The 25066-nt window shown below is 41.3% G+C and carries 25 protein-coding genes; 11 read left to right on the top strand and 14 right to left on the bottom strand.

The genetic code is table 11. From position 1 onward, the window contains the following. The first annotated feature begins 28 nt into the window (after positions 1-28). From IEW88_RS11585 to IEW88_RS11535, 11 genes are all read left to right on the top strand, one after another. Complete coding sequence (locus IEW88_RS11585; protein ID WP_188713508.1) at positions 29-856, top strand: flagellin N-terminal helical domain-containing protein; 828 nt, start codon at positions 29-31, stop codon at positions 854-856. Between the two features lie 169 nt (positions 857-1025). Next, a complete protein-coding gene (locus IEW88_RS11580) occupies positions 1026-1850 on the top strand; it encodes a flagellin N-terminal helical domain-containing protein (RefSeq protein ID WP_147904336.1) in 825 nt (274 codons plus the stop codon). 316 nt (positions 1851-2166) lie between these two features. Then, positions 2167-2991 carry a flagellin N-terminal helical domain-containing protein gene (locus tag IEW88_RS11575; RefSeq protein ID WP_147904337.1) on the top strand — a complete coding sequence of 275 codons (825 nt, stop codon included), beginning with the start codon at positions 2167-2169 and terminating at the stop codon, positions 2989-2991. A gap of 64 nt (positions 2992-3055) precedes the next feature. Continuing rightward, complete coding sequence (locus IEW88_RS11570) at positions 3056-3463, top strand: flagellar protein FlaG (protein WP_053424498.1); 408 nt, start codon at positions 3056-3058, stop codon at positions 3461-3463. 13 nt (positions 3464-3476) lie between these two features. After that, positions 3477-4934, top strand: a complete 1458-nt coding sequence (gene fliD, locus IEW88_RS11565; RefSeq protein WP_147904338.1) for a flagellar filament capping protein FliD — start codon at positions 3477-3479, stop codon at positions 4932-4934. A gap of 12 nt (positions 4935-4946) precedes the next feature. Further along, positions 4947-5387: a flagellar export chaperone FliS gene (gene fliS, locus IEW88_RS11560; protein WP_147904339.1), complete on the top strand. Its 441-nt coding sequence runs from the start codon at positions 4947-4949 to the stop codon at positions 5385-5387. After that, positions 5387-5680 (top strand): hypothetical protein, encoded by a 294-nt coding sequence (locus IEW88_RS11555; RefSeq protein ID WP_147904340.1) that lies wholly within the window; start codon positions 5387-5389, stop codon positions 5678-5680. The genes fliS and IEW88_RS11555 overlap by 1 nt, the downstream gene beginning before the upstream one ends. A gap of 17 nt (positions 5681-5697) precedes the next feature. Beyond that, positions 5698-8508 carry a 6-hydroxymethylpterin diphosphokinase MptE-like protein gene (locus tag IEW88_RS11550; protein ID WP_147904341.1) on the top strand — a complete coding sequence of 937 codons (2811 nt, stop codon included), beginning with the start codon at positions 5698-5700 and terminating at the stop codon, positions 8506-8508. Positions 8509-8585: 77 nt separating this feature from the next. Further along, the gene (gene tagD / locus IEW88_RS11545; RefSeq protein ID WP_147904342.1) at positions 8586-9002 is read left to right on the top strand and encodes a glycerol-3-phosphate cytidylyltransferase; all 417 of its coding nucleotides are present in this window, start codon (positions 8586-8588) and stop codon (positions 9000-9002) included. Continuing rightward, complete coding sequence (locus IEW88_RS11540; protein ID WP_147904343.1) at positions 9002-10033, top strand: glycosyltransferase family 2 protein; 1032 nt, start codon at positions 9002-9004, stop codon at positions 10031-10033. The genes tagD and IEW88_RS11540 overlap by 1 nt, the downstream gene beginning before the upstream one ends. Continuing rightward, complete coding sequence (locus IEW88_RS11535; RefSeq protein WP_147904344.1) at positions 10006-11106, top strand: glycosyltransferase family 2 protein; 1101 nt, start codon at positions 10006-10008, stop codon at positions 11104-11106. The genes IEW88_RS11540 and IEW88_RS11535 overlap by 28 nt, the downstream gene beginning before the upstream one ends. A gap of 94 nt (positions 11107-11200) precedes the next feature. Here the strand turns inward: IEW88_RS11535 and IEW88_RS11530 are convergent, their stop codons facing one another. The 14 genes from IEW88_RS11530 to IEW88_RS11465 all read right to left on the bottom strand — a co-directional run bounded on the left by IEW88_RS11530 (position 11201) and on the right by IEW88_RS11465 (position 25060). After that, on the bottom strand, positions 11201-11896 hold the full coding sequence (locus IEW88_RS11530) for an acylneuraminate cytidylyltransferase family protein (RefSeq protein WP_147904345.1): 696 nt from the start codon (positions 11894-11896) through the stop codon (positions 11201-11203). Then, positions 11897-12949 (bottom strand): nucleotidyltransferase family protein, encoded by a 1053-nt coding sequence (locus IEW88_RS11525; RefSeq protein ID WP_147904346.1) that lies wholly within the window; start codon positions 12947-12949, stop codon positions 11897-11899. It abuts the gene before it with no gap. A gap of 11 nt (positions 12950-12960) precedes the next feature. Then, a complete protein-coding gene (locus tag IEW88_RS11520; RefSeq protein WP_147904347.1) occupies positions 12961-13599 on the bottom strand; it encodes an acetyltransferase in 639 nt (212 codons plus the stop codon). Beyond that, a complete protein-coding gene (neuB, locus tag IEW88_RS11515; protein ID WP_147904348.1) occupies positions 13592-14662 on the bottom strand; it encodes an N-acetylneuraminate synthase in 1071 nt (356 codons plus the stop codon). Before neuB ends, IEW88_RS11520 begins: the two co-directional genes overlap by 8 nt. Continuing rightward, complete coding sequence (locus IEW88_RS11510; protein WP_147904349.1) at positions 14659-15327, bottom strand: PIG-L deacetylase family protein; 669 nt, start codon at positions 15325-15327, stop codon at positions 14659-14661. Before IEW88_RS11510 ends, neuB begins: the two co-directional genes overlap by 4 nt. Next, complete coding sequence (locus IEW88_RS11505; RefSeq protein WP_147904350.1) at positions 15324-16211, bottom strand: formyltransferase family protein; 888 nt, start codon at positions 16209-16211, stop codon at positions 15324-15326. The genes IEW88_RS11510 and IEW88_RS11505 overlap by 4 nt, the downstream gene beginning before the upstream one ends. 7 nt (positions 16212-16218) lie before the next feature. Next, positions 16219-17385, bottom strand: a complete 1167-nt coding sequence (neuC, locus tag IEW88_RS11500) for a UDP-N-acetylglucosamine 2-epimerase (protein WP_147904351.1) — start codon at positions 17383-17385, stop codon at positions 16219-16221. 9 nt (positions 17386-17394) lie between these two features. After that, complete coding sequence (locus IEW88_RS11495) at positions 17395-18540, bottom strand: LegC family aminotransferase (protein WP_147904352.1); 1146 nt, start codon at positions 18538-18540, stop codon at positions 17395-17397. A gap of 8 nt (positions 18541-18548) precedes the next feature. After that, a complete protein-coding gene (locus IEW88_RS11490) occupies positions 18549-19766 on the bottom strand; it encodes a UDP-N-acetylglucosamine 4,6-dehydratase (RefSeq protein ID WP_221411424.1) in 1218 nt (405 codons plus the stop codon). An 18-nt stretch (positions 19767-19784) separates the two neighbouring features. Continuing rightward, positions 19785-20420 carry an acyltransferase gene (locus tag IEW88_RS11485; RefSeq protein ID WP_147904353.1) on the bottom strand — a complete coding sequence of 212 codons (636 nt, stop codon included), beginning with the start codon at positions 20418-20420 and terminating at the stop codon, positions 19785-19787. Between the two features lie 20 nt (positions 20421-20440). Beyond that, positions 20441-21934, bottom strand: coding sequence for a hypothetical protein (locus IEW88_RS11480; RefSeq protein WP_147904354.1), 1494 nt, complete (start codon positions 21932-21934; stop codon positions 20441-20443). 138 nt (positions 21935-22072) lie between these two features. Continuing rightward, positions 22073-22996: a hypothetical protein gene (locus IEW88_RS11475; RefSeq protein WP_147904355.1), complete on the bottom strand. Its 924-nt coding sequence runs from the start codon at positions 22994-22996 to the stop codon at positions 22073-22075. 10 nt (positions 22997-23006) lie between these two features. After that, positions 23007-24155, bottom strand: coding sequence for a glycosyltransferase family 4 protein (locus IEW88_RS11470; protein ID WP_147904356.1), 1149 nt, complete (start codon positions 24153-24155; stop codon positions 23007-23009). Further along, on the bottom strand, positions 24152-25060 hold the full coding sequence (locus IEW88_RS11465) for an NAD-dependent epimerase/dehydratase family protein (RefSeq protein WP_147904357.1): 909 nt from the start codon (positions 25058-25060) through the stop codon (positions 24152-24154). The genes IEW88_RS11470 and IEW88_RS11465 overlap by 4 nt, the downstream gene beginning before the upstream one ends. Positions 25061-25066: the final 6 nt, after the last annotated feature.

The raw sequence follows: 25066 nt of genomic DNA, 5'->3' as shown, positions 1-25066 counted from the left end.
TATATTATAATGTTCAGGAGAAAATAAAATGGCCTTATTTGTTAATAGTAATATTTCAGCATTAAATGCTCAGCGGCAGTTAATCAATTCAGGAAAATCATTAGACGTATCGTTCCAACGTTTATCCTCTGGTTTTCGTATCAATAGTGCAGCGGATGATGCTGCAGGCTTACAGATCAGCAACCGTTTAACGTCACAGATTAATGGTTTGAACCAGGGCATCAGTAATGCGAACGACGGTATCTCGTTAGCGCAGACAGCTGAAGGTGCGATGGAAGAGATCACCAACGCTCTGCAACGTATCCGAACTCTGGCGATTCAGTCTCAAAACGGTATCAACAGCTCAGGTGACCGTGCGGCCTTACAAAAAGAAGTATCGGCCCTGAAAACTGAAATAAACCGTATTGCAAGCACTACTCAGTTTGGTGGCGTGAACTTACTGGATGGTAAGTATTCTTCAACCTTTTTGGTCGGAGCAAACGCGGGCCAAACGATCAGCGTGAACATATCAAGAACCAATGGCTACGGTACTTCGGGGCTGAGTATTACTCCGTTGTCAGTCGCATCAACTGGATTGGCATCTGCGGCTATCACCTCTGTTGATGCGGCCATAGAGGCGATTGACAGCAAAAGGGCAGATTTGGGTGCGATTCAAAACCGCTTCCAGTCAACGATCCGAAATTTGTCCAACATTGTGGAGAATATCTCCTCAGCACGCAGCCGGATCCGGGACACAGATTTTGCGAAAGAGACAGCAGAGCTGACTCGTGCTCAGATTTTACAGCAGGCTGGCACCACTATTTTATCGCAGGCAAATCAGCGGCCACAGGCAGCACTGTCGCTGTTAGGCGGTTAATAGAGTTCTCCTGATTTTATAAAAATGACTTCATATGTGGTCAGTGAAAAACTTCACGACCACTGATCACCGACTTTATGACGTCGCTTGTTCAGGTCAATCCGACACGACGTTAAAGGAAAAAGGAAAGGCTAAATGGCTACATATACACTAACCGGAGGATGACCCTATGTCATTATTTGTAAACACCAACGTATCAGCGTTAAATGCACAACGTCAGTTAATCAATTCTGGCGGCTCGCTTGATACGTCTTTTAAACGCTTATCATCAGGTTTTCGCATCAACAGCGCTGCTGACGATGCTGCTGGTTTACAAATCAGCAACCGTTTATCTTCTCAGATCAACGGCTTGAACCAGGCGATAAGTAATGCCAATGACGGTATTTCTTTAGCTCAAACGGCTGAAGGCGCAATGGAAGAAATTACAAGCTCATTGCAGCGTATCCGTACCTTGGCGGTACAGTCGCAAAATGGTATCAACAGTTCCGGAGACAGAACTGCGCTACAAAAAGAAGTGTCAGCTTTAAAGACAGAGATCAACCGTATTAAAGACACCACGCAGTTTGGTGGTGTTAATTTACTGGATGGTAAGTTCTCAGCTAAATTTCTGGTTGGTGCTAATGCTGGGCAGAATATATCAGTGAATATGTCCCGTACAGCTGGTTTTGGTACTTCTGGTTTAAGCCTGACTTCGTTAAGTGTGGCGAGCGTAGGGGAGGCATCTGCTGCTATTGCCAGTGTTGATGCAGCTATTAAAACTATTGACTCAAAACGAGCTGATTTAGGTGCAATACAAAACCGTTTTCAGTCAACTATTCGTAACTTAAGTAATATAGTTGAAAACGTATCTTCCGCCCGCAGCCGGATCAGAGATACAGACTTTGCCAAGGAAACTGCAGAATTGACTCGTTCGCAGATCCTGCAGCAGGCCAGTACGACGATTCTGTCACAGGCAAATCAGCGCCCGCAGGCAGCCTTGTCACTGTTAGGCTAACAGCGGCGTTAATCAGGCAGCAAAAAAAGCGGATCCTTACAGGATCCGCTTTTTTTAATGGAGTTTATTTCGTTCAGTCAGAACTAGTTTTTTATTTATTTTGAAAATAATTTAAATTTTAACCATATGAAAAATAAGGGAAAGTGAAAATAATTGCCGCGTGGTGGAAAAAAAATGCCTTTTTTTATTAAAGTTCTGAAGTTGGTTGCCGATAGCTAGTTAAGCCAAATTGCAGTTTGGCGAAATTTGCGGGGTTCCGCTTAACAATAAAGTTGTTTCAGGGTTTGCAGACTCGTGACAACTTAAGGAGTGACTTATGGCTTTAGCAGTAAACACCAACGTATCCGCGTTAAATGCGCAACGTCAGTTATTATCCTCTGGTAGTTCTTTGGATACTTCGTTCAAACGTTTATCTTCAGGTTTTCGTATCAACAGTGCGGCAGACGATGCTGCAGGTTTGCAAATTAGTAACCGTTTATCTTCTCAGATCAATGGTCTGAACCAGGCTATTAGTAATGCCAATGATGGTATTTCTTTAGCTCAGACTGCTGAAGGTGCGATGGAGGAAATTACTAACTCTTTACAACGTATTCGTACTTTGGCTGTGCAATCGCAAAACGGTATCAACAGTTCAGGTGACCGTACAGCACTGCAGAAAGAAGTCTCTGCACTGAAAACTGAAATTAACCGTATCAAAGATACAACTCAGTTTGGTGGCGTTAACTTATTAGATGGTAAATTTTCTGCAAAATTCCTGGTTGGTGCGAACGCCGGACAGAACATTTCCGTTAATATGTCTCGTACAGGTGGTTTTGGTACTTCAGGATTGAGCATCGGGACTTTAACTGTTGCTACAGTAGGTGGAGCTTCTGCGGCTATCGCCAGCATCGATGCTGCGATTAAAACTATTGATACACAACGTGCTGACCTGGGTGCGATTCAAAACCGTTTCCAGTCGACCATTCGTAACTTAAGTAACATCGCCGAAAACGTGTCTTCTGCACGTAGCCGTATTCGTGATACAGACTTTGCCAAAGAAACCGCTGAGTTGACACGGGCACAGATATTGCAGCAGGCAAGTACTACTATCCTGTCTCAGGCTAACACCAGACCTCAAACTGCACTATCCTTATTAGGCTAACAGTGAAAAAGGCGAGGGCTTATTAAAGTCTTCGCCAATTTTGCCGATAAAGAGGTAGATGCATATGAGTTCAGTAATCACAGGTAATTTTGGTTATCAGCCGACGGCGACTGCCGCTGTGGCTAATGGTGCAGCCGAGCTGAACAAAGTTAAGAATAGTTCTGAGGCAATTCAAATACAGGGTACAACAAAAGCAGAACCTCAAGAGCAGGTACAGCAGAATGTTACTCTGGATGAATTAGGGGAAGCCGTTGAGAATATCAATCAATTTGTGAATTCTCAGGGGCGTACTTTAAATTTTTCTGTCGATGAAGAATCAGGCAAGCCTGTAGTTAAAGTCATTGATTTTGAAACCAAAGAGGTTATTCGTCAGATCCCATCTGAAGAAGTACTGACTATGGCAAAGGCAATCAAGAGATTACAGGAAGATCTTGGTTCTGCGACAGGTTTGATGTTCGATAAAACGATATAAGAGAGGATGAATCATGGCAATCCGGTCGTTAGGTGCTGCATCAGGGCTTGACCTAGAAAGTCTTGTAACACAGTTAGTTAAAGTGGAGCGGGATAGTAAAGTAAGCCGTCTGGACACAACGAAAAAGGAGCTTGATTCAACTCTTTCTGGTTTCGGTAAATTAAAGTCCGCCTTGACTAAGCTCAAAGATGCTTCAGTTGCCTTGGGCGAAGATAAGCTCAGATCCAGAACCACAACAATAAAACAACCCACTGACACTAAGACCTACCTGGAAGCGAAATCCAGCGGTACAGCTGCTGCCGGTAATTTCGACATCAAAGTAAAGTCTATAGCCACAGGGAGCAGAATCGAAAGTCCTGATAACGCATACAGCGGCGCCAATGCTGTAATCAGTACCACTGCAGGCAAGTTAACTTTTGAAGCTGGTGGTAAAAGCTTTGACGTCGATGTTAAAGCAAACATGACCCTAGATGACTTTCGTAAAGCGTTAAACAGCGCGACAGGAAATTTTGGTGTAACGGCTAACATTATCAATGCAGGTGATGGAACCGGTACAAAATTAGTTTTGAACTCCTCTATCACCGGTGAAGGTAATGATCTTAAGATCAGCAATAACAATGCTGCACTGGATGCATTATCAACTGTAGCTAATGGCAGTACGTTAGATGGTTCCGGTGGGCTAGAGGTTGCTATTGGTGCAGGTGACGCTGAAGTTGAGATTGATGGTATCAGTGTAAAAAGTAAAACTAATACTTTTACTAACGCTATTCAGGATACTGAATTAAAAGTGTTAGCAGTGACACCCACAGACAACAATGCCACTTTGACTATAGCGACTGACAAGAAAGCTGCTGAAGAGAAAATTCAGGCTTTTATCTCGGCTTATAACGCGTTGATCACAGAAGTCGATAGTTTAACCAAGAATCGTACCCTGGGGGACGATGGTAAAACTGTTCTCTCTGAGGGGGGAGCTTTAAGCGGTGACCCTATGGTTCGTAGTATTATGAACCAAGTTACAAAAAGCTTAGGCGGTGTTTTTTCATCTGGCGGCAATGAGATTAATAATTTGTATGCCTTGGGGATCACCTTTAATGAACAGGGCAAAATGGAAATTTCAACCACCAGTTTGTATGGTGGTGATTCTGGTCGTACTCGTTTTGATAATGCGCTTGAGAACAATTATGACAAGATTGCCGACCTGTTTGGTGGTACTGATGGTATTAGCGAATCCTTAGACGGCCTTATTTCGCAATTTACTGCCCGCGATGGGATTTTGGTGAACAAAGAAACGTCGCTTCAAGAACAATTAAAGAAAAATACTAAAGATCGTGATGCATTTGAACGATATATAGAAAGCTACGAAGAAACGTTACGACAACGCTATGGTGCACTTGATTCTACCTTAGGTCAGTTACAAAGCACTTCAAGTATGTTGGTGTCGCAACTTGCATCGTTACCTAAATATAATTAACAGGAACTTTCTATGAGTTATGGTATTAAGGCATACAAATCTGTTGGAATTAAAGACGATTTGGCCGTTGCAGATCCACACCGCATCATCCAGTTATTGATGCAGGGTTCACTTGAAAATATGGCTAAAGCCAAAGGTGCGATGGAGCGCAAAGACTTCGCGGAAAAGTCCAGAACTGTGTCAAAGGCGATGAGCATAATCTCTGCCTTACAGAACTCACTTGATATGGCTGCTGGCGGAGAGGTATCAGAAAACCTATGGTCTTTATATGACTTTATGGTGAATCATCTGATGCATGCCAGCCGTGAAAATAGTACGGTTAAGGTTGACGATGTCATCGAAATCATGATTAAGATTAAATCTGGCTGGGATGCTATACCTGTAGCTGACAGACAACATGGCTTTCAGTTGTTGGCAGAAAAAGAACAACAACAGGCATTGGCGTCCGCCTGATGTCTCTGGAACAATTAAAATCGGCTCAGCAAGCTGTCTTCAGTCTGTTGGAACAAGAAGCTTATGCTGTAGCCGATTTAGAGCTGACATTAAGCTCTTACCATTCTTTACTTCAACGCTGTTTGGAAGAAACCATTGAACCCCAGCAGCGCGAGTCTCTCTTGGCAGACAATTTGCAATGGATTAATCTGGTGACAGAATTAGTTCAAGCTGAACGTAGTGCTATAGCGGCCATGATGTTACAACTTCAAAAAGGAAAAAAAGCACATAAAAGCTATAGTGATTATAACTGACAGGATCAAAGGCTTTTATGCTGAAGTACATTAATTATCAGTTGTCCGACGACGACACATTGCAACTACAAGCTGAAAAAGATGTAGCATCAGCAATATTAAATACTACTCGCCAAAATATTGACGCCATCAAAACTTATATCCCCAGCTTAATAGACATAGTGAATAATCATAAATCTGAGCGCTATTCCCTTTTTTGCAATCGAAGTGGCGAGCTCAATTTAGTTGAATTTAACACTGGGCGTACATTTTACTCAGAGCACGTCCATCAGGAAGTTCAGCAAGAGGTTCAGTCCTTTATTAGTGCCGCGAATTACATTCACTTAACTACACAAGGCGCAAAGGCTGGTGTTGAAAAATTACCTTCAGAACCTGACGCGGTTATAGTCTTTGGTATGGGGCTTGGACACCATCTGCATGAATTAGTGAAACGTTGTCAGCCTCGTTATCTGATTGTCTATGAACCAGAGTTGGATTTTCTTATCAGTTCTTTGCAGGTAGCCAACTGGCGTGAGTTATTAGAGATTATTGCTTTTAGTAATACACGTATATTTTTACAGATGGGGTCCGCTGCTACAGGAATAACCGAAGAGCTCAAGGAGCTTTTGGCTTTTGACGGTACTTTGGACAAAGTATATTTGTACCGACACCAGTTTCATCCGATGATGGATAACGTATTTAATTTTCTTCACGATCATTCAGGAGATTTTGCTGCACTGACTAACAGTGGTCATCAGTTCACTGAGTACACTGATGCGTTGGATTATGTTCCTGAGCGAAGCGGGCATGTTTTAGCTAATTATGCCCCGGAACCAGCAGATACTGCCGCCAGGCAACAGCTTTTTGAACGTAATCTTGAGGTGCTGCGCCAATACTATCCTGGGGTCTATAAAGAGATCCATCTGCATAAGCCCAAGCGTTGGCTTTTGGTTCAAGATAAGCAGCAATTGAATTTACTTCATACAGAGCGCCAGGCGCTTTTGTATGGTGATCAGGAATATGAATCAGAGCAATTAGTTGAATACTTCAGTAATCATCCCTTTAAAGACGATGTTATTTTAGGGCTTCGTTCAGGTGGCAAGCTTGCCCAATACACTCATTTTAAAGCAGTCACTAAAATGAGACCCATCCTTGAAAAGACGCTCATTAAGAAAGGTGTCTTACCAGAAACTGTTGAGTCGCTGATTGTTTTCGGTATTGGTCTTGGCAGACACATTGAACTTTTATTGCAAAAACATAAGGTGAATAAGCTCTATATTTGTGAGCCTAATTTGGATTTCTTTTATGCAAGTCTTTTCCAGACGGATTGGCAAGCAATTGTTGATAAATTCAGTTCAGGTGATCAGAGACTCTATTTGAATCTAGGAGGCGATGGCAGTCAGTATTTTTATGATCTGATGGGGCAGTTTTATCAGGTTGGAGCCTATTCTATCGCCGATACTTATTTAATGAGTAGCTATTACAATAAGAAAATGAGTTCAGCGATCCATGAGTTGCGTTCAGAACTTGCTGTAGTTTTGGCTTTAGGTGAATATTTTGACCATGCTCGTTATGGTATAGCTCACACTTATCATAGCCTGAGTGCTGGCCATCGGTTTATGAAATTGCAAAAGTCCGATTCTGCAGCGTCGTCAATAAGTAAAAATTTACCTGTATTTGTGATAGGCAACGGCCCTAGTTTAGATACTTTGCTACCTTACCTAAAAGAACATCAGAATAATGCAGTTATTGTTAGCTGTGGAACCGCACTACGATCTTTATACCGTAATGGTATCAGGCCAGATTTTCATGCAGAAATAGAACAGAACCGTGCCACCTATGACTGGATTACACAAGTTGATGATAAGGATTACCTTAAACAGATTACGCTACTAAGCGTTAATGGTATCCACCCAGACAGCGCAGCCTTATTCAAGCAAACTTTATTATGTATGAAAGAAGGAGAAGCCTCTACTTTCGTATTTAATTCCGGGCTAACTAAGCGGGGGATCCAGATCAAGCAATTAGCTTATGCTTACCCAACAGTGACCAACCTCGTGATGAATTATTTTATTCAATGGGGGTTTAGGGATTATTACCTGATGGGAGTCGACTTGGGTTTCGTGGATATAAACAGTCATCACTCAAAGTTTTCCGCATACTACAAGGAAGATGGTTCTCAGACGTATGACTATAAATCATTGCATGGCGGAGGGCCTGTTGTTGCCGGCAACTTTAGGCCTGTAGTTTTCACAAAAAAGGAATTTGAGGTAGCGCGTAAACTGATGGAACAAGCGATCAGCAAGGCGCCTGAGAGGATTGAAGTATACAACTGTAGTGATGGTGCAAAAATAAAAGGCTCTTTGGCTTTGCCGCCAGAAAATATCCTGTTAAAACCATTGCAACAGCCGAAAAGTAAGCTGATTGAAGAATTGGTAACGCTGACATTTCATCCTGAACTCAGTTCTTATTCTGACATGATTTTTCATAGTTTTTCTATGGATGCTTTGAATGACACACTCAATAGATGGCAAGAGTTAGTCGCAGTTGATGTTACAGATGGGGTTTCTGCCCGCAAATTGATTCGCGAACAATGGACCTTGATCCGAGCTTGTGGACTGCTCGATAAAAATCTCACCTTTAGTTTGTTTTATGGCAGCGCAAATTATATTTCCGGGATTCTTACAAAAATTGCTTCGGGACTCGATGAAGACTCTGTTGAATTGCTGGATAATTTTAATCAAATAGTACAAATATGGCGTGATTACCTGCAGGAGGCGGCAGATTCTTATCTACAGGATCCACTTGCTTTCGACCAGACCCGCGTACCTTTTTTACAAAAGTGCTGAGAATGGGCAAAGATAGAGAATGTCATTAAATCGTTCTGTTTCACTACCCATTTGATCAAGCTCAAAAAGGATGATGCATGAAGACTGTTATCACATATGGGACTTTTGATTTATTTCATGTAGGTCATGTGAACTTACTCAAGCGAGCAAGAGAGCTGGGAGACCGTCTTGTTGTTGCGGTTTCCACAGATGAGTTTAACCTGCAGGAAAAAAACAAAACGACCATAGTCCCCTACGAGCATCGTGTCAAAGTTCTGGAAAGTTGTCGTTATGTAGATTTAGTCATCCCCGAGTCTAGCTGGAGCCAAAAGGAAAGAGATATCCTTGAATATCAAATAGATACTTTCGTAATGGGAGACGATTGGGAAGGTAAGTTTGACGAACTAAAGACACTATGTAATGTGGTCTATCTGCCGAGAACAAAAAATATATCATCTACAGCGATTAAGCAGGCTGTGGCAGTTATTACTCAGTTAAGTAAGGAGCTTACATAATGGTGGCTCCGACAATCACTGCACTGATGACAACCTATAATTGTGCTTCAACAGTGGAAGACACTATTAAAAGTATATTGGCTCAAAGTTATACAAATTTTGAGTTTTTGATCCTTGATGATGGTTCCACAGATGAGACTTGTGCACGCATTAAGGGAATTTCTGACAGTCGAATTCGATTTTATCAATATAAGGATAATATTGGCGTAGGAGCAAGACTAAGTCAGGCGCTGGAGCTCATTACTACTCCCTATATTGCGAAAGTAGATTCTGATGATATCAGTTCGCCCGAAAGATTTAGTAAACAGCTAGCCTACTTACAAGAGAATCAGCATGTGTCACTTGTCAAAAGCTACATTGATTATTTTCCTGATAACGATATCGTTGCGCAGTCCGAACGATACACACTTTTTAAGAAAGTAAAAGAACACGAAATTAATTCGGTCAATACAGCCGAATTAATACATCGCGAGCTTAGACGTTGGTCATGCTTTCCTCATACAACCTATATGGGAAAAACAAGTTCCATTAAAGATATTGGATACCCAAACAGCAGGATTTTCGAAGATTATTATTTATTTTACACTATGTTAAATCGCGGATATGTACTAGGTTGTATTCCTGAATATCTGGTCCGCATGCGTGTAAGCAATTCTTCAACTACCGCAACAACAACTGAATCAACTATCGATGAGGGACTAAATGTGATAGTTGATTTTAAACTGGATGCCATCAAGGCTGTTGTACGTTCAAAGAATATTTTTATATATGGTAGCGGTCAACTTGCTCAATCTTTGGCCAGAAATCTATTAAAGCGAGACATTTTGGTCTCTGCCTTTTTAGATAAAGAGCATAAAACTCCAGTTAGTATTGCTGATAATGTATATCCTGTAGTAAACATAAACGAAGCTGAATTAAATAAAATACATGATTCAGTTATAGTCGCAGCACAACCAGTGCGAGATCAGATATGTCACTTTTTGACTCTTGAAGGTTGGGAGGAGTGGAAGCACTTTATGGTGATAGCTTAATGAAAGTTTCAATAATTACGGCAACATATAACAGTGAGTCCACTTTAAAAGCCTGTCTTGACAGCGTGGCAAATCAAACCGCTTTAGCAAATATTGAACACATTATCGTCGATGGTCGATCAAAAGACGCAACTTTGGCTTTGGTGAATCAGTATCCTCATGTCAGCACCATAGTTTCTGAAAAAGACAGAGGTATTTATCATGCCTTTAATCGGGGCGTGGCCTTGGCTACTGGTGATCTGGTTTATTTTTTGAATTCAGATGACTGCTTTTATGACAACAGTGTGATTGCTGATGTGTTGTCTGCTATTTCCGATGAGCATCAGTATTACTTCGGTTCTGTGTTATGCCATGATGCAAAGACTGGGAAAAGCTATTTCACTCTGCAAAATGACTCCAGCCAAAATAACAGGCGACCTTGTCATCAGGGCTTTTTTTGCCGACGTGAGTTATTTGATCGGTTTGGTCTTTTTAATGAATGTTTCAGCATAGCTGCGGACATGTACTTTATGAAAAAAGTACTACGCCATACCACTGGTTTTGTGACTGAAAGAGTCGTTGCTAAATTCAGCTTAGAAGGAATGAGCAGCAGTAGTGATAACAGAGTCGCCATGATGCGTCAGCACGCAATCATAGATGAGCTGCTTGATGGAGATGATAGTCAGCAGGAGCTGTCTGAAAAGCTAGCGCTTCAAATGCATAATAGCAATGATCTCAAACAGTTACTTCTCAACGTTTTGGATGACAAGTTCAATCTTAGGCAATGGGCCAAGAAAAAAATTGCTATTTTTGGCACTAGGGAATTGTCACAGGCTTTAAGTCTTCTAGCACAACAGCAACAGCTTGAAGTGCTTTGTTATGTGGTTTCTAACCCTGAACATATACCGCCAGGTGTAGCGTTCCCACTAGTTGCCATTAGCGAGCTTGGCACCATGCCAGTGGATCTGGTGATCAATTGTATTGAAGGTAAACACGAGGCTGAGATATCAGCGAAAATTAGGCAGGTTGCGCCAGCTGTGCAAGTTGTGAGCTGGCGGGCGTTTTGCCAACCCAATGGGGTTATCCAGAATTAATAATGGAAAGATGAGATGAAAAGAGCGCTAATGACCTTTTTCCAAATACAGTCACTAAAGTAGAGTTTAATCAGGGGACGATGCTGAAAGACTGTTACAGATATTTTTCATTTAATTTTTGCATCATCTGGGCAAGTTCAAAATCATACTGATCATCAATATCAATTGAGATATTTTTTGGCATCACGTAAGCAAACGAGCCTTGACGATAAAGAGCTTTGAAATCATCGAATACATCACTGCTCAACAGATAGATAGCACCATTAAGTCTAAAATAGGCAGGCAGTTCTTGAGTTCGCCTTAAATTCTCTGCTTTTATAAAGTTTTCAAGACTCAGATCTGCAGTTAGCGTATTGCAGTATTGGTATGGATGCTCTAATTGACATACTGAAACTATGGCTTTGGCTTGTTTTTCATGATAGAGCCGTACAGCATTTTTAATATGATTAGCGTCTCTTAGCGGTGATGTAGGTTGTAAAATCGCGACCATATCTACTTTTTTACCACTATTCTGTAAAAATTGAAGCATATTTTGTACTACAGCTTCTGTGGTAGCTTCATCGGATGCTAGTTCTTTTGGTCGTAAAAAAGGTGTTTCTGCACCATATCTCTCTGCAATATCTCTGATCTGAGGGCAATCTGTGCTTACAAAAACATGATCAAAAATTTGGCTTGCGATAGCGGCCTCTATGGTCCAAGCAATTAAGGGTTTTCCATTGAGAGGTAATATATTTTTTTGAGGCAGACGTTTGCTTCCTCCTCTGGCGGGAATGATGGCAACTTTTAACATTTAGATCCCGTTAATATCTAATTGTGCTTTTTGAAAATCATCTATACGACCGATATCGAGCCAATATTCATGGATAGGGTACATGCAAACTTGTTTGTTTTTTGCTATCTCGTTTTCTAAAAGTGTAGGCATATCAACCCGTACCCCTTTGGGGACTGCCTTAAATAGTTGGGGGCTTACAACATAAATACCGGCGTTTACAAAGTAACGTTGGATAGGCTTCTCCACCATGCTATTGATCAATAAGCCATCTCCTTGGATAACACCATAAGGGACTTGATATTCATATTCCCTGACGCCCATCGTCGCCACTGGCAAATATTGCTGATGAAACTGCAGCAGCTTAGAAAAATCAACATTGGTAAGAATATCGCCATTAATCATAATCAAAGGCAAATTAGGGATGTTTGTTGGCAGCAGACCAAGAGCTCCACCAGTTCCCAAAGGTTCATCTTCATGAACATAAGTCAGCTCTATACCCCATTTTTCACCATTTCCAAAATAGTCTTCGATAATTTCTGGCAAATAATGAGTTGAAATATAAAAACGATAAAAGCCTGCGTCGATAAAACTCAGCAGAATAGTCTCCAAAATTGGTTTGTCTCCCACCTTTAACATAGGTTTAGGGCAGTCGTTCGTCAAAGGACGTAACCTGGTTCCTGTTCCCCCTGCCATGATAAATACTGGATTATCATACTTTGGTGTTGCCAATAGTTCGTTGAGAACTTCTAAACCGATCAAAAAACCATGCTCATCTACCACTGGCAAAGCAAGAAGACTAGTTTTTTGCATTGTGGCGATAAGCTGTGTTTTGGAGATTTTTGCAGAAACAGTGAGTGGCCTTGGATTCATCGCTTCCGACACCAAACAGTTTAGGTCCTTGCCCGCTAACAATGCGCGACGGACGTCACCATCAGTCAGTACTCCAACTAGCCTCTGTTGTTCGTTCACAACTAGTGTTATTCGCAGAGCCATGCTGTTGATTACTTCAAGAGCATGTTTCAGTGAGTGATGGGGAGCAACGCAAATACTTTTTAAGTCATAGTTTTTCATGAACCACCCACTTATATTGGCTTAGAAGTGCTTCGAGCAGGATATATTATCTGTTTTTCTGTAACTGATTTTGTCACTATGGCTCCCGCACCAATTATGCTAAAAGCCGCGATCTGGATCCCCTGAATAAGAGTAGCTCCTGTGCCAATATGCACCCCTTCAGCTGTTACCACTTCACCAGAAAGAGTCGCACCTGGAGCCAGATGATTATGGCGACCGATTTGGCAGCCATGGTCAACAATAGCGCCCGTATTCACAATACTATTATCACCAATCTTACACCCTGTTTGGATAATGCTTCCCGCCATTATCTGTACTCCTGAACCGATTTCAACTGAAGGGGATACGAAGGCATGAGGAGATATCAAGGTTAGAAACTTAAATCCCGCTTCGGTAAATTTTTTATAAACCTCTTGTCGGGCATGGGAGCGTGGCATGGAGCCAATGCCATTGACCAACAAAATGCTTTTAGGATCAAGCTTTAAAATCTTAGCTTCATCTTGCCAATGCGCCAGATTTGCAAAGGTGTTTGTATTTTTAGGTTTGTCAGGGCTTACCAGTGCTTTGATGTCAAACTTTTGTGTGATCAGCATTTCGACTAAAACAGCTGCATGACCTCCTGCTCCCAGAACCACAATAGATTTAGTCAATGATTGAAGCTCCTTCAAGGTATGCTCTGCGTGCTGTTTTTCCGAGCAGTTGCCAATAAAGATAGGGGCTTAAACCATCTCCAGAGCGTTTTATCCCGAGATTTTTTTCATTAAAGCATTCACCTTGCTTAATATCCTCTTGAGCTACCAGACTTTTCCGAGCAATAGACCTATTCTTTAGCTCACTTGGCATTGTAACTTTTCTGCCATCACCAAGAATCTTTTCAATATCCCGAATTGCTTTAACCATGGCTTTCAGTTCATCAGGCTCTAACGACGCTTTGTGATCCGGTCCATCCATATTCCGATCTAAGGTATAGTGTTTTTCAATTAAACAAGCTCCTCTGGCGGCCGCAGCTATAGGTACAATAATACCCTCACTATGATCCGAATAACCTGCCTTTAAATTGAAAACGGCTGCTAAAGTATCGATTGCCTTTAGGTTAATTTCAGCCAGAGGGGCTGGATACTCGGTGGTACAGTGCAAAATAGTCACCTTTTTCTGTAACAATGCCTGGCCTTCAGAGCTAGAGTACGCCGTTTGAAAAGCCTCCGGGCTAGGCAGATTTTCACAACCTAAGAGTCCAAAGGCTATGACTCCAAGAGCCTGTTCTATCTCTCCTAGGGTGGACATACCAGTGGACAAAATAAGGTCTGCTCCTGTCTGCGCATGCTCAAGTAAAAAGGGGGCATTAGTCAGCTCGCCGGATGGGATTTTTAAAGTTTTTAAATTTAAATCCTCAGTCAAAAATTTCAGGCTTTCACTGTCAAAAGCGGTAGACAAAAACTCAATACCTAACTTTTGGCAATAGCTAAGCAGGCGATGGTGAGTCTGATATGACAATTCGAGACGAGAGAGCATAGCAAACTGACTCTCGTTTTTACCTGTGTTGGCTGTCTGATACTCCGCTTGTCTTGCTGTTTTGGTGACAAGATTGGCTGCTTTAAAGGTCTGAAATTTAACTATGTCAGCGCCGGCTTCAAAGGCTGCATCTATCAATTTAAATGCGAGTTCCTCGCTACCATTATGGTTTACTCCTGCTTCGGCAATGATTTTAATCATGACACTTCCTTAATAAGCATAAATGCTTCAGCAGCTTCAGCATTGCATTGTGCACCACGAATATGAGCTAAGGCTTCTAGGGCTTTTATCGACCGAGGAAATGGAAACTCCCCCAGCTCTGAAGAAAAAATACTCAGAATTTCTAACTTTTTTTGTAAGTAAAGTCCGATATCAATAAATACATTGGGCTTAAAACCACCATCTTCGGGTTTTAAGCCAAAATTGGTTTCTGACATGGTTTCATACGCAAGAACTTTTTTTACAAAAGGGTAACGAAAACTCTTAGTCGCAGACATTACTGCATCATAAACAATTTGATGATCACTGTGAGCATCGTTACGGTAAGCGGTAAATACCTGTTCAGGCTTAACCTCGGTAATTATTTGGCAGAGAGGATCTATGATTTGTCCCAACGCTAATGTATCCAAGCGTGCAGGAGGCAGCATTAGCTCATGCACTTTAGCAAAGCCATAAACTTTCGCAGCACGATAAATTTCGTTCTTACGACTGTCGATCTGCTGCTTAGAAAAACCTGATGAAGCACTCATGCCCGTTACCAGCAACCAGTGTACCTCATGCCCTTGGGCTATTAACTTTAAAATTGTACCTCCGCAACCAAGAGTTTCATCGTCAGCATGAGGCGCTACAATCATTATCTTGCTCATAAGTAATCACCTGCTCTTATAGAATTTTCAAATATGCCATTTAACCAAATCGCACCGGAGTCAGAAGTCTTTACTAAAATACGAGAATCAAGACTTTCTAGTACAAAACCTGGCTCGATATCTACTGGAAATATTTCCTCTGCAATTGACGCGCTTACTACGGGGATGTACTTTCCTTTAAATATTAACTCGGCACAAGGATAAGGCGGCGCTAGAGCTCGCACCAAATTGTAGATTGCATTCGCAGACATTCTGAAATCGATAACGCCATCTATGCGACTTCTTTTTCTCCAGTAACTTGCCTGCATTTGGTTCTGCATTACGTATTCGACCGAGCCTGTCGTTAGCTGCAACGTTAGCCTTACGAGCTGCTCTTTCGCGACATCCAGAATTCGATTATACAAATCTTGCGCGTCATCTGAATGATTAATAGGTACATTTACCTGACTTAAGATAGGGCCGGAGTCTGCTTCCGCATCCATTTTAAAAAAAGTTGAAGCAGTTTCTTCAAGACCTAGCGCTAGGGACCATATAATAGGATGTCTCCCTCTGTTACGCGGTAGTTTTGTTGGATGAAATCCAATGACACCTAGCTTTGATAGGTTTAACATTTTTTCACTTAATAAATGACTCCATCCAATGCAATATATTAAGTCTAAGTTAAACTGCTGAAAAAATAATATTGAATTGTCTTGCCCTGACGGCACTTCAAAGTGATAGGGGATGTTATGTAATTTGCAGATTGGTGATAAATCGAAGAAGTCAGAGTTTAACCTAGAACTTTGGCGTGTAATAACTGCGCAGACATGAATATTTTCTATTCCCAGCAATGTCTCCAGCGCCATCTTGCTTGATTTCACACAACCGATCAGACCAATTCGCATAATGCCTCTATTCAATATTTATGTCGTAGAATTTCTTCCAAATTAAACCTTCTAGTTCCACTTGTAATAATTGAGAAACTATTTTTTCTGAACTTCTGCCTTCACCATAAGGGTTTATCGCTTTACTACATGTCGCTCTGAATTCCGAAGACAATGCAATCTCTAAAGATTTACGTATCGACTCTTGACTACTATCACAATGTATAACTGTCTCACCAGCGACGCGACCTTTTTGTCTATCACCTATATTAATGGTTGGCAAATTAAAACTAGGAACTTCTATCAGACCGCTTGAAGAATTACCAATAACAACAGAACTATGCTTAATTGAGCTGAGATAGCGCAGTTGTCCGAGAGACTTGACAAGCAGTACCCTGTCGACATGCCTTTTTTTAAAGTCTTCAATAACTTCAATCAAGCCACGGCTATGAGTATCGGCATTTGGATAAGTAATAATATATTTAAAGTCTTTGTGTAACTCTAGTTCGTTAAAAAGGTTTGTCAGTGACTCTCTGTCACCTTTTTTATTTAAGGTTACCGGATGGTAAGTTATTAGCATATAGTTATCGAGTTCAATATTAAAATCTAAAGACCTCGCTAATTGGCTTCTATCCAGTAAATTAAGTTTCTTAATATTGTCTATTCCCGGAGCTCCTACATTGAATACATGCTCTGGGTTTTCACCTAGTTGTATAATCCGTTTACAGTAGCTTTCCGTGGCAGCAAAATGCAGGTGTGACATTTTTGTAATCGAATGGCGGACCGCCTCATCAATAAGACCCTCTGTAGTTTCACCTCCATGGATGTGGGCTATCGGTATCCGAGCAACCATAGCTGCTTGAGCAATTGCCATAGACTCAAACCTATCACCTAGAATAACAAGTATATCTGGTTTATTTCGTTCAAAGGCTTCGCAAGCACTAATGATAGCGAGCCCGATAGACTTCGATATACCTACTGCCGAATCAGAGGATAGTAAGAACTCAATCTTATCTTTGATGATAAAACCATCACTATCAATTTGACTGACTGTTTTTCCAAATTCGGGTGATAAATGCATTCCTCCTACCATCAATTGAAGCTCAGCATCTTTTGACTCTGAAATACCTTTAATTACCCAGTAGAGCAGTCCATATTCAGCCCTCGAGCCAGTAAATACCGCAATCTTTCTCATCTTAGTTACCTACTTAAACGTCACGGGGGAGCTTGGAATATTAACTACACGAGCTTCAAACCATTCAGACTGATTTAAATCGCCCCGAAGGGCATTAGCAAACATAGGTAGGCGATGCATTAATTTCCAAATAGGGCGAGTCATCACTCCTGCCTTATTCGTGTGGGTCAAAAGTTGCTCACGACTTTGCTGATCTGGGCAGACGATTGCATTGAGCCAATAGTTAGATTGAGCATAACCGGGTTCTGAAAAAAAATGAAAATGACTTCCCATCAGAAAAGTCTTATAAGCCATAGCCAACGCACGTTTTTTCGTTAAGAACTCAGGTAGTTTTTCCATCTGTGCGCAACCCAAAGCTGCATTGAGGTTGGGCAAGCGATAATTAAAACCAGCCTCATCGTGGAAAAACTCATAAGGATGCGCGACTTTTGCTGTGGTCGTAATATGCTTAATTCTGGCTGCTAGCTTGGTATCCTGGCACAGCACCATACCACCGCCACCAGTAGTGATTATTTTGTTGCCGTTAAAACTAACTGCAGCTAAAGGAGCAAGAGTGCCAGTATGTTTTCCCTTATAGAGTGACCCCAGGCTCTCTGCCGCATCCTCAATCATAACCAGATTCCATTTGGTACAGATGGTAAGTAACTCATCGAGTTCTACAGGATGACCAAATGTATGCACTGGAACCACTGCGCGTATAGTTTTTTGACTTGCCTTGTGTACGCATTGATTATCAAGTAGTTCTGCTTCACTTTCTAGCCAGCTTGACATCGCTTTTGGGCATAACCCCATGCTGACTGGCGATACGTCAATAAAAACCGGCTCAGCTCCCATATGGTAAAGTACATTGCTGGTAGCAACAAAGGTCAAGGCTTGAGTGATCACTAAATCACCTGCGCGAACCCCCGCTGCATAGAGCGCGGTGTGCAAGGCTGCAGTACCATTGACGGTAGCTATGGTTTTTGCTGAACCAGTAAAGATCTGCATTTGTTTTTCAAAGCGTTCAACAAATTCACCAACACTGGATACAAAACTGCTGTCTATGGTGTCACACACATAGGCTCTTTCGTTACCGTTAAAGGTTGGGGCGTGAAGCGGGATAAAATCCTGAGTTTGATAAATCTCTCGCACAAACTTAACTAAGTTTTGTTCCATAGCGCCTCTTACATCTTGCCGTCTAGGTATTTGCCAGTTTCTTTGTGTTCAAAAGTCGGGAGCATAAAGTTGAACAGCTTGACCAAATCTTCTTTACACCAAGTTCTGGCCATTTTAAGTCTGGTAATCTCGGAGCTAAAATGCTGTAGTTTAGACTCGTCGTAATCCTCTTTGCTTTTGATAATGCCAAGATTGGTAAATCGTTCTAAATCTAAGACTTCATGTTCTGTAAAAAACTCTTCAAAATCTTTCTCGCCAGTCGTATCGCTTGGAGTAAAAAGACAAGGCCATTTACCCAAAATAGGCAAGGTGCCTATCAGATTTCTGGCTTCGTCTTCATTCTGGCAAAGATAGGGCTTGTAGCCCTGTGCTGCGACATATTTTTCCGCAATTTCGGCAAAAGTAATGAGATGCAAAGCTTCGTTTAATTTTGGAAAGAAAATATCGCGATTTTCTCCAAATAGACAAGATATTAAACATAGCTCACCTGACTCTTGAGGTGTGACGAAGTAGCGGCGCACATCATTAGGAGCGACTATAGGTTGTTGTTTTTGCATTCGCAAATGGAAGCTGTGGAGCAAAGACCCATCAGAAAAAGCAACATTGGCAAAACGGGCCGTAGAGATTTTTATATGCTGGCTATAGCGCTGTAAATACATTTCCATGATACGCTTTGACGCACCCATCATGTTGACCGGATTTGTCGCTTTATCGGTCGAAACGCAAAAATATTTTTTTACCCCCTTCGCTATAGCTTGTTTGATGGTTTTCTCAGTATTAAACACATTTACTTCAAGCATCCGCATCAGGGTGTAGGGATCTTTCTCACTACGTACATGCTTCAGGGCGGAAAGATTTAAGATATAGTCATAATGACCGTCGGCTTCGATAAATGCATCATATTCGATACTACCAATATCAAGCGCAAAGGTTTGAAAATCACCAGTTATGTAGCCGTAAGAGCTACGGATATCTCTTACCAACTCCACCATGTTGTTTTCACTTATATCCACCAGATGTAGCTTTTTGGGGTTACGTTTAAATATCTCTTTAGCGACAGCTTGACCAATAGAACCAGCCGCTCCAAGCACCAAAAAGCGTGAAGATGATACGGAATCGTCTAATTGCTGCTTGACTGCCTTCAAATCGTCAGAAAATAATGTATCTGTTCTACCAATTAAACTTAATATAGATTTTATATTCTTCTGATTATTTAAATTGTCCATACGCTCTACCTTTGAAAATTAGATCGGACTAATTATTGGTTCAATTCTATTTCTGTATGTAGAGTTCGGTGGAACATCATGTAATACAACTGAGTTGGCATAAATAATAGAGTTTGCACCAATCTTAACACCTTTTAAAATCGTCACTCCAAAACCTATCCAGACGTCATCCTCAATGACGATTCTATCTGCTTGTAACCCGGGTATATCTTCTATATTTCTTGGATGCCCAGTGGTAACTATATTTTTAAAATGCTCGTGTCTTTCCGAAGGTGTCCTGGAGTGAGCAGTATTGTCAATAATGTTAACATTGTGAGATATTAAAACTCTATTTCCTATAGAGATGGATGCCATAGACCATAGCCTTGTTCCAGCGCCAATATAGCACCAATCACCAACGTTTATTTGACCACTATGTGCATAGACTAACAGTTCACCACGAATATATGAATTGCTGCCAATGATAATTTTATCTCTGTCGCGACTTAAGTTTTCGACTTTTGCTTCGCTTAAAAATACTGTTGTGTCTGCGGTAGTGCAAATATATGAGGGTTTCTTACGTATCGCAGTATGTACTTCTTTCGAAATTTCATCTTTTAATAGGGTAATTAGTAAGTTGCTAATTGTGCGCTTTATTTTTTTTATAAAAGTCATATTTAATCCTATTGCAACAATTAATTAGTTTGAGCGGTAAAGTACATCTTGTGCTTTAAATATGATGTCGGTGTGTTTTCTACTAAGGCTTGCATTACGAGGTCTGATTCAAGTGGTTCGATAGATTTATATCTAACCCATACCTGAAAGTTTTGGGGTTGAGGGGTGAACTTCGTCTTAACCCAGTTGCAACGTTGTGTTATGTGGTTAATAACACAGGCTTTCGCTTGCATTTCCGCTGAAACATGCAGCCGCTTATTTGCAGCCTCTCGTAAATAGTGATGATATTGAGCTTCGCTATCTGCTGTATAGGCTACGCCCAGGTCGGCATAGTATGCAGAGGAGGTAATAATGCTTGGAACACCAAGTGCGACCGCTTCAACTATTGCGGTACTCGAAAACCCTAAAACGCATTTTGCTCTTTTTATCAATTGATAACTGCTTATATCCTGTAAACTATCTATGAAAATTACTTTGGATGTATTCTTATACAGCTCTTCTATTCTGTAGAGATAGTTATCTGTGTTGTCCAACGAAGGTACACGTTCAGCAGGATGCTTGCGGATGACTATTTTAGATGTTGTATTATCAAGAACCCAATTAATTGAGCTTATTACCCATTCAAAATATGATGTATAGACAGTATGTAAGCCCAGAGCAGCACTATCCCAAACTGAGTTTAAAAGCATTAAATAAAAATCATCATCATTTATTGTCAAAGATTTTTCATTAAAAAATGAAAAACCTCCATCAAGGCCATTCATTCTATTTGTCAGAAAGTTTTTACCGGAATCACGCGCGAAATTTCTTTCTTCTTCATTAGACCATACCTTATGAAAAACTGAAGGAATATCTTTAAGTTGAGAGGCCACACCGTTGTGCGAAAATAAGACCAATTCATCGCCGCTATCGTATGTAGCTGCCTCAATTATGTTTTCTCTACACAGTTGCATCAATATTCCTGAATTTCCCCATATGCCTCCTGGTAATAAAAATTTTTTAGGTGATTCGATATCTATGTACGCCTTATAAAGCTTTTGCGCTTCGACTAACTGTGGCTTTATTTTCTCTTCATAGGCTGATCGTTTTTCTGCGTTTAGCTCGCCTTTCGTGAAGTGAATAGAATTTAATTGAGCAATTTTATTGACAAGATCACGATTGATCGGAATCTCGTTAGACGCATAGTCCGAAAGAGCTGACCACTTAATACCAAAGTGAAGGTTGACTCTATATAGAATCATTCCGATTAGTCTTTTTTGAAATGCAAAGAATGATACTGATTGACCAAAAGGCAAGTCATCTAGAATGAATTTAACGTTATAGTTTTTTTTTGAGAGTAATAGACCGATTGTTATAGAATACCATGGCACAGCAGTGCCCATCCAAGGCGAAATAACAATATGAATTATTTTCTCGCCTGTAGTTGCTAATGAATCGCGAGGAAAAATTTCAGATAGAAATTTTTTGTAGTATAGAAAGTCCTGATAAAATCTTGCGTAAGCATCATTATTCATTATTTTAAACCATCAGTTTTCAGGTGTTCTGCTATGATAATTACAGAGTACGACTATATTTTTTATGTTAGGCATTTAATGTCATTTACTAAGGGAGCTGGGGCTGCTTTGTATTTAAATCTATGACAGTGTTAGCCTTTATGAGAGTGGATACTCATATCCTCTAATCACGTCAATTACTTTCAAGCCTATGATTTCTTTAAACCTAGCGTCCCCAGATAAATAGCTCAGTTTACCTTCCGGATCTCTTGCTTCACGAATACGGGATTTCACGAAAGCTTCTTGTGCTTTGAGGGGCTTTAGGGCGCCTAAACGATCATTGCGCACGAAGAACAGGTTATTGCCAGCGATGTTGGAGCCAATTAGTGAGTAACCCTTTTGCTTTCCAAGATACTCAAAGGCCGAAATGGACGCGCCATAATAAAGGTTACTGTAATGAGCATCGGTGCGAAAAAATTTGGGATCATAAGGAATAGAAATCGCAGCTTCCGGGCCAAAGACACTGTTCCATTCTACAGCCACTATCACCGGATTGACTGCATCAATTGCTTGCCACACCCAATAATCATTGCCGTCGATATCGACGCTCAACAAGCCAATATCACCAGAAAACCCAGCATTACTAATTAATTGATTGATGTTATCGCGGTCAATCCAGGCATGCACTGCGGTCAAGTCATTTCGCCAATAGAAATCTTGCTTTTTAATAGTCTCTACATTTCGCTCAGAACCATCAAAAACCAGGCCTCGCCAGTTATTGTTTACTAATAAGAAACGGGTATTTGATTCAAGATAACTCTCGACTCCAAATTCTATAAAAGTAGCTTCTTTTTCAGAGATGTTAGTTTCTTTGATTAGATATTGAATGATGCCATCTTCTCCAAATTGAGAGAAAACCTTAAACTCGGCATCGTGCAGGCTTTTTATATCAGTACGTTGTTGGTTGGCAACGGCCAGAGCACGGCCCTGTAAAACCATCATATCTGATAGCCTTTTATGCACAGAGCTCATGGCGTTTCGAACTATTGCATTGATATCTGGTTGCTCGGGGGTCGCGGACATCTGTTGTTCCTTAAACTTGTTGAAGTAGAGCTGAGACGATCGCTTGATATTTTTCGGCAAATAATGCGCGATTATCAGCTAAATTAATTCTGGCTTGAGTAAATCTGCTAACAGCTCGCTGTCTTTCATCATTTCTTTCCTGCCAAATATGCAACATAGCTGCGGCCAGTGCTGAAGGATCCTGAGGCGAAAAATAAACAGCATCTGCAGGAGCCTGTTCACGATGCACCGCAAGATCGGAGAGGATAATCTTTTTACCTGTATATTTAGACTCTTCCACTGTGGTACTCCAGCCTTCAAAAAGCGAAGGGTTGATCACGGCCAAAGCTTGAGCCATCAGAGACATCATCTTATCGCGCTCTACCAGACCAAGAACAATAAATCTCTCCTCGAGTCCAAGCTCCTTAATCCGTTGCAGTAGCTGTTCAATATGGGCTGCATTGCGGTAGTCATTCAAGCTTCCCGTGCACATCACTTTGATCTCAGGTGGCAACTGCAGTAGCGCGTCTACCACAACCGCATGGTTTTTATGTACCCAAAATTGATTTGGAAGATAGAAGAAATCTTCCTCTACCTGTGACTGTTCAAGCACCTGCTGTTGATAGGCAAGATCTTCTTCTTGAATATAGGGTACAAATCGCAGTACATGAGTTTGAACAGACTGGTACGCAGGATAAAATCTCCTGAAATCGCTCTCCGCGGACTCGCTGCTTAACAGCAGATGACCAGAACGTTCAGCGACCATCTCCATACTTTGGTCTCTGCCGCGAAGCTCTGCTTCACTGAACAAAGCAGGTAAATGGCAGTGTTGAAAATCAGGCATCCAGTAAACGGTTGGGGGAAGAAATCGCTTACCAGGAATAGCATGGGTAATCAGATCCAGCTTATGACGCCGGGCGTAATAAGCTAACTTGATGTTAGTCTTAAAGTGACGACACAACTTCCTGATACGCTCAGAATTGTCAGCCAGGTAATCACATTGAATAATGTTAATATGTGGTCGATAACCCTGATTGAAAATATCGCTCCGATTAGTCAGTACATAGTATTCTTGCTCTGGGTGAGGGTACTGATTGAGCGCAGACAATAGACTAAGAAAGTAGTTGATCCCGCCAAACCAGCCTTCATTTACGATGACGCAAATTCCGATTTTTTTCATAATCGCTCCTGCTGCTTAAACCACCCAACATAACGCTCCAGTCCCAGTTGCAAGCTGGTCTGTTGTAGTTGTGGATAGGATATTTGCTCCTGACGACAAGAAACCAGATTGTCAGGGTCGCCAGGTTTACCAATCGAAGAAAAAATTGGAGTTTGATGATATCCCGCTGTTTTTAAAAGCATAGTGAGAAGTGTTTTAATCGCAATACCATCTCCGGTACCTGCATTAAGAAGTTGATTCTGTTTATTGAGCTGTTGAGTCATCAGGTGCAACAGAAAATCAATTAGATCATGGATATAAACCCAATCTCTTTGCTGCTCTCCATCGCCAAAATAACTAAATTCGCCACGCTGTGCTTTGCTCAGCGCATCCCATAAGAGTTGTTTGCGTAGTCCCTCACCATAGACCGAAAATGGCCGCACTATTTGCGCAGATATATTGTAACGACGGCTATAAAATTGGATCATCTCTTCGGCCAGTTGCTTGTGTAAGCCATACGGTGACATAGGTTTAAGCTGACATCTAATTGAAGTATTATTAGAAGCGTTTTCACCATAGACGGCTGCACTGGACAGATAAATCAGCCTTGCTTGCGGCCAATCGACTTGCATCTTGTGCAGTAGAGCACTCAAGTGAGGTAATGTCTTGTCGAAATCATGGTTAGGATCTTGTAACGAGGAAGCAACTGATGCGCCGCCAGCAAGATGAAATATCAGATCAGGCGTAGTGCATTGCTGATAGATCTGACTGCTTAAATTGCCAGATAGATAGTCCACATTACTGTTGCCGGAAGAGAGAAGATTATTGCCAGCCACTTGGATCTGATGCTGTGTCTGACTCAATGCTGCAACTAAGTGCGAACCAATAAAGCCTCCACCACCTAAGACTAAGATTTTTCTTCGCATTTTATA

Source organism: Rheinheimera tangshanensis, from assembly GCF_014645135.1.
GTDB lineage: Bacteria > Pseudomonadota > Gammaproteobacteria > Enterobacterales > Alteromonadaceae > Pararheinheimera > Pararheinheimera tangshanensis.
This window is presented reverse-complemented; position numbering and strand designations above follow the sequence as displayed.

Bases quoted from the DNA above. Each gene is read 5' to 3' on its own strand.
- IEW88_RS11570 (WP_053424498.1), top strand. From the start codon at position 3,056: ATGAGTTCAGTAATCACAGGTAATTTTGGTTATCAGCCGACGGCGACT.
- IEW88_RS11540 (WP_147904343.1), top strand. From the start codon at position 9,002: ATGGTGGCTCCGACAATCACTGCACTGATGACAACCTATAATTGTGCT.
- IEW88_RS11495 (WP_147904352.1), bottom strand. From the start codon at position 18,540: ATGGAACAAAACTTAGTTAAGTTTGTGCGAGAGATTTATCAAACTCAG.
- IEW88_RS11490 (WP_221411424.1), bottom strand. From the start codon at position 19,766: ATGGACAATTTAAATAATCAGAAGAATATAAAATCTATATTAAGTTTA.
- IEW88_RS11465 (WP_147904357.1), bottom strand. From the start codon at position 25,060: ATGCGAAGAAAAATCTTAGTCTTAGGTGGTGGAGGCTTTATTGGTTCG.
- IEW88_RS11530 (WP_147904345.1), bottom strand. From the start codon at position 11,896: ATGTTAAAAGTTGCCATCATTCCCGCCAGAGGAGGAAGCAAACGTCTG.
- IEW88_RS11505 (WP_147904350.1), bottom strand. From the start codon at position 16,211: ATGCGAATTGGTCTGATCGGTTGTGTGAAATCAAGCAAGATGGCGCTG.
- IEW88_RS11475 (WP_147904355.1), bottom strand. From the start codon at position 22,996: ATGTCCGCGACCCCCGAGCAACCAGATATCAATGCAATAGTTCGAAAC.
- IEW88_RS11470 (WP_147904356.1), bottom strand. From the start codon at position 24,155: ATGAAAAAAATCGGAATTTGCGTCATCGTAAATGAAGGCTGGTTTGGC.
- IEW88_RS11550 (WP_147904341.1), top strand. From the start codon at position 5,698: ATGCTGAAGTACATTAATTATCAGTTGTCCGACGACGACACATTGCAA.
- IEW88_RS11575 (WP_147904337.1), top strand. From the start codon at position 2,167: ATGGCTTTAGCAGTAAACACCAACGTATCCGCGTTAAATGCGCAACGT.
- fliD (WP_147904338.1), top strand. From the start codon at position 3,477: ATGGCAATCCGGTCGTTAGGTGCTGCATCAGGGCTTGACCTAGAAAGT.
- IEW88_RS11555 (WP_147904340.1), top strand. From the start codon at position 5,387: ATGTCTCTGGAACAATTAAAATCGGCTCAGCAAGCTGTCTTCAGTCTG.
- IEW88_RS11485 (WP_147904353.1), bottom strand. From the start codon at position 20,420: ATGACTTTTATAAAAAAAATAAAGCGCACAATTAGCAACTTACTAATT.
- IEW88_RS11480 (WP_147904354.1), bottom strand. From the start codon at position 21,934: ATGAATAATGATGCTTACGCAAGATTTTATCAGGACTTTCTATACTAC.
- IEW88_RS11510 (WP_147904349.1), bottom strand. From the start codon at position 15,327: ATGAGCAAGATAATGATTGTAGCGCCTCATGCTGACGATGAAACTCTT.
- IEW88_RS11525 (WP_147904346.1), bottom strand. From the start codon at position 12,949: ATGAAAAACTATGACTTAAAAAGTATTTGCGTTGCTCCCCATCACTCA.
- neuC (WP_147904351.1), bottom strand. From the start codon at position 17,385: ATGAGAAAGATTGCGGTATTTACTGGCTCGAGGGCTGAATATGGACTG.
- tagD (WP_147904342.1), top strand. From the start codon at position 8,586: ATGAAGACTGTTATCACATATGGGACTTTTGATTTATTTCATGTAGGT.
- neuB (WP_147904348.1), bottom strand. From the start codon at position 14,662: ATGATTAAAATCATTGCCGAAGCAGGAGTAAACCATAATGGTAGCGAG.
- IEW88_RS11585 (WP_188713508.1), top strand. From the start codon at position 29: ATGGCCTTATTTGTTAATAGTAATATTTCAGCATTAAATGCTCAGCGG.
- IEW88_RS11580 (WP_147904336.1), top strand. From the start codon at position 1,026: ATGTCATTATTTGTAAACACCAACGTATCAGCGTTAAATGCACAACGT.
- fliS (WP_147904339.1), top strand. From the start codon at position 4,947: ATGAGTTATGGTATTAAGGCATACAAATCTGTTGGAATTAAAGACGAT.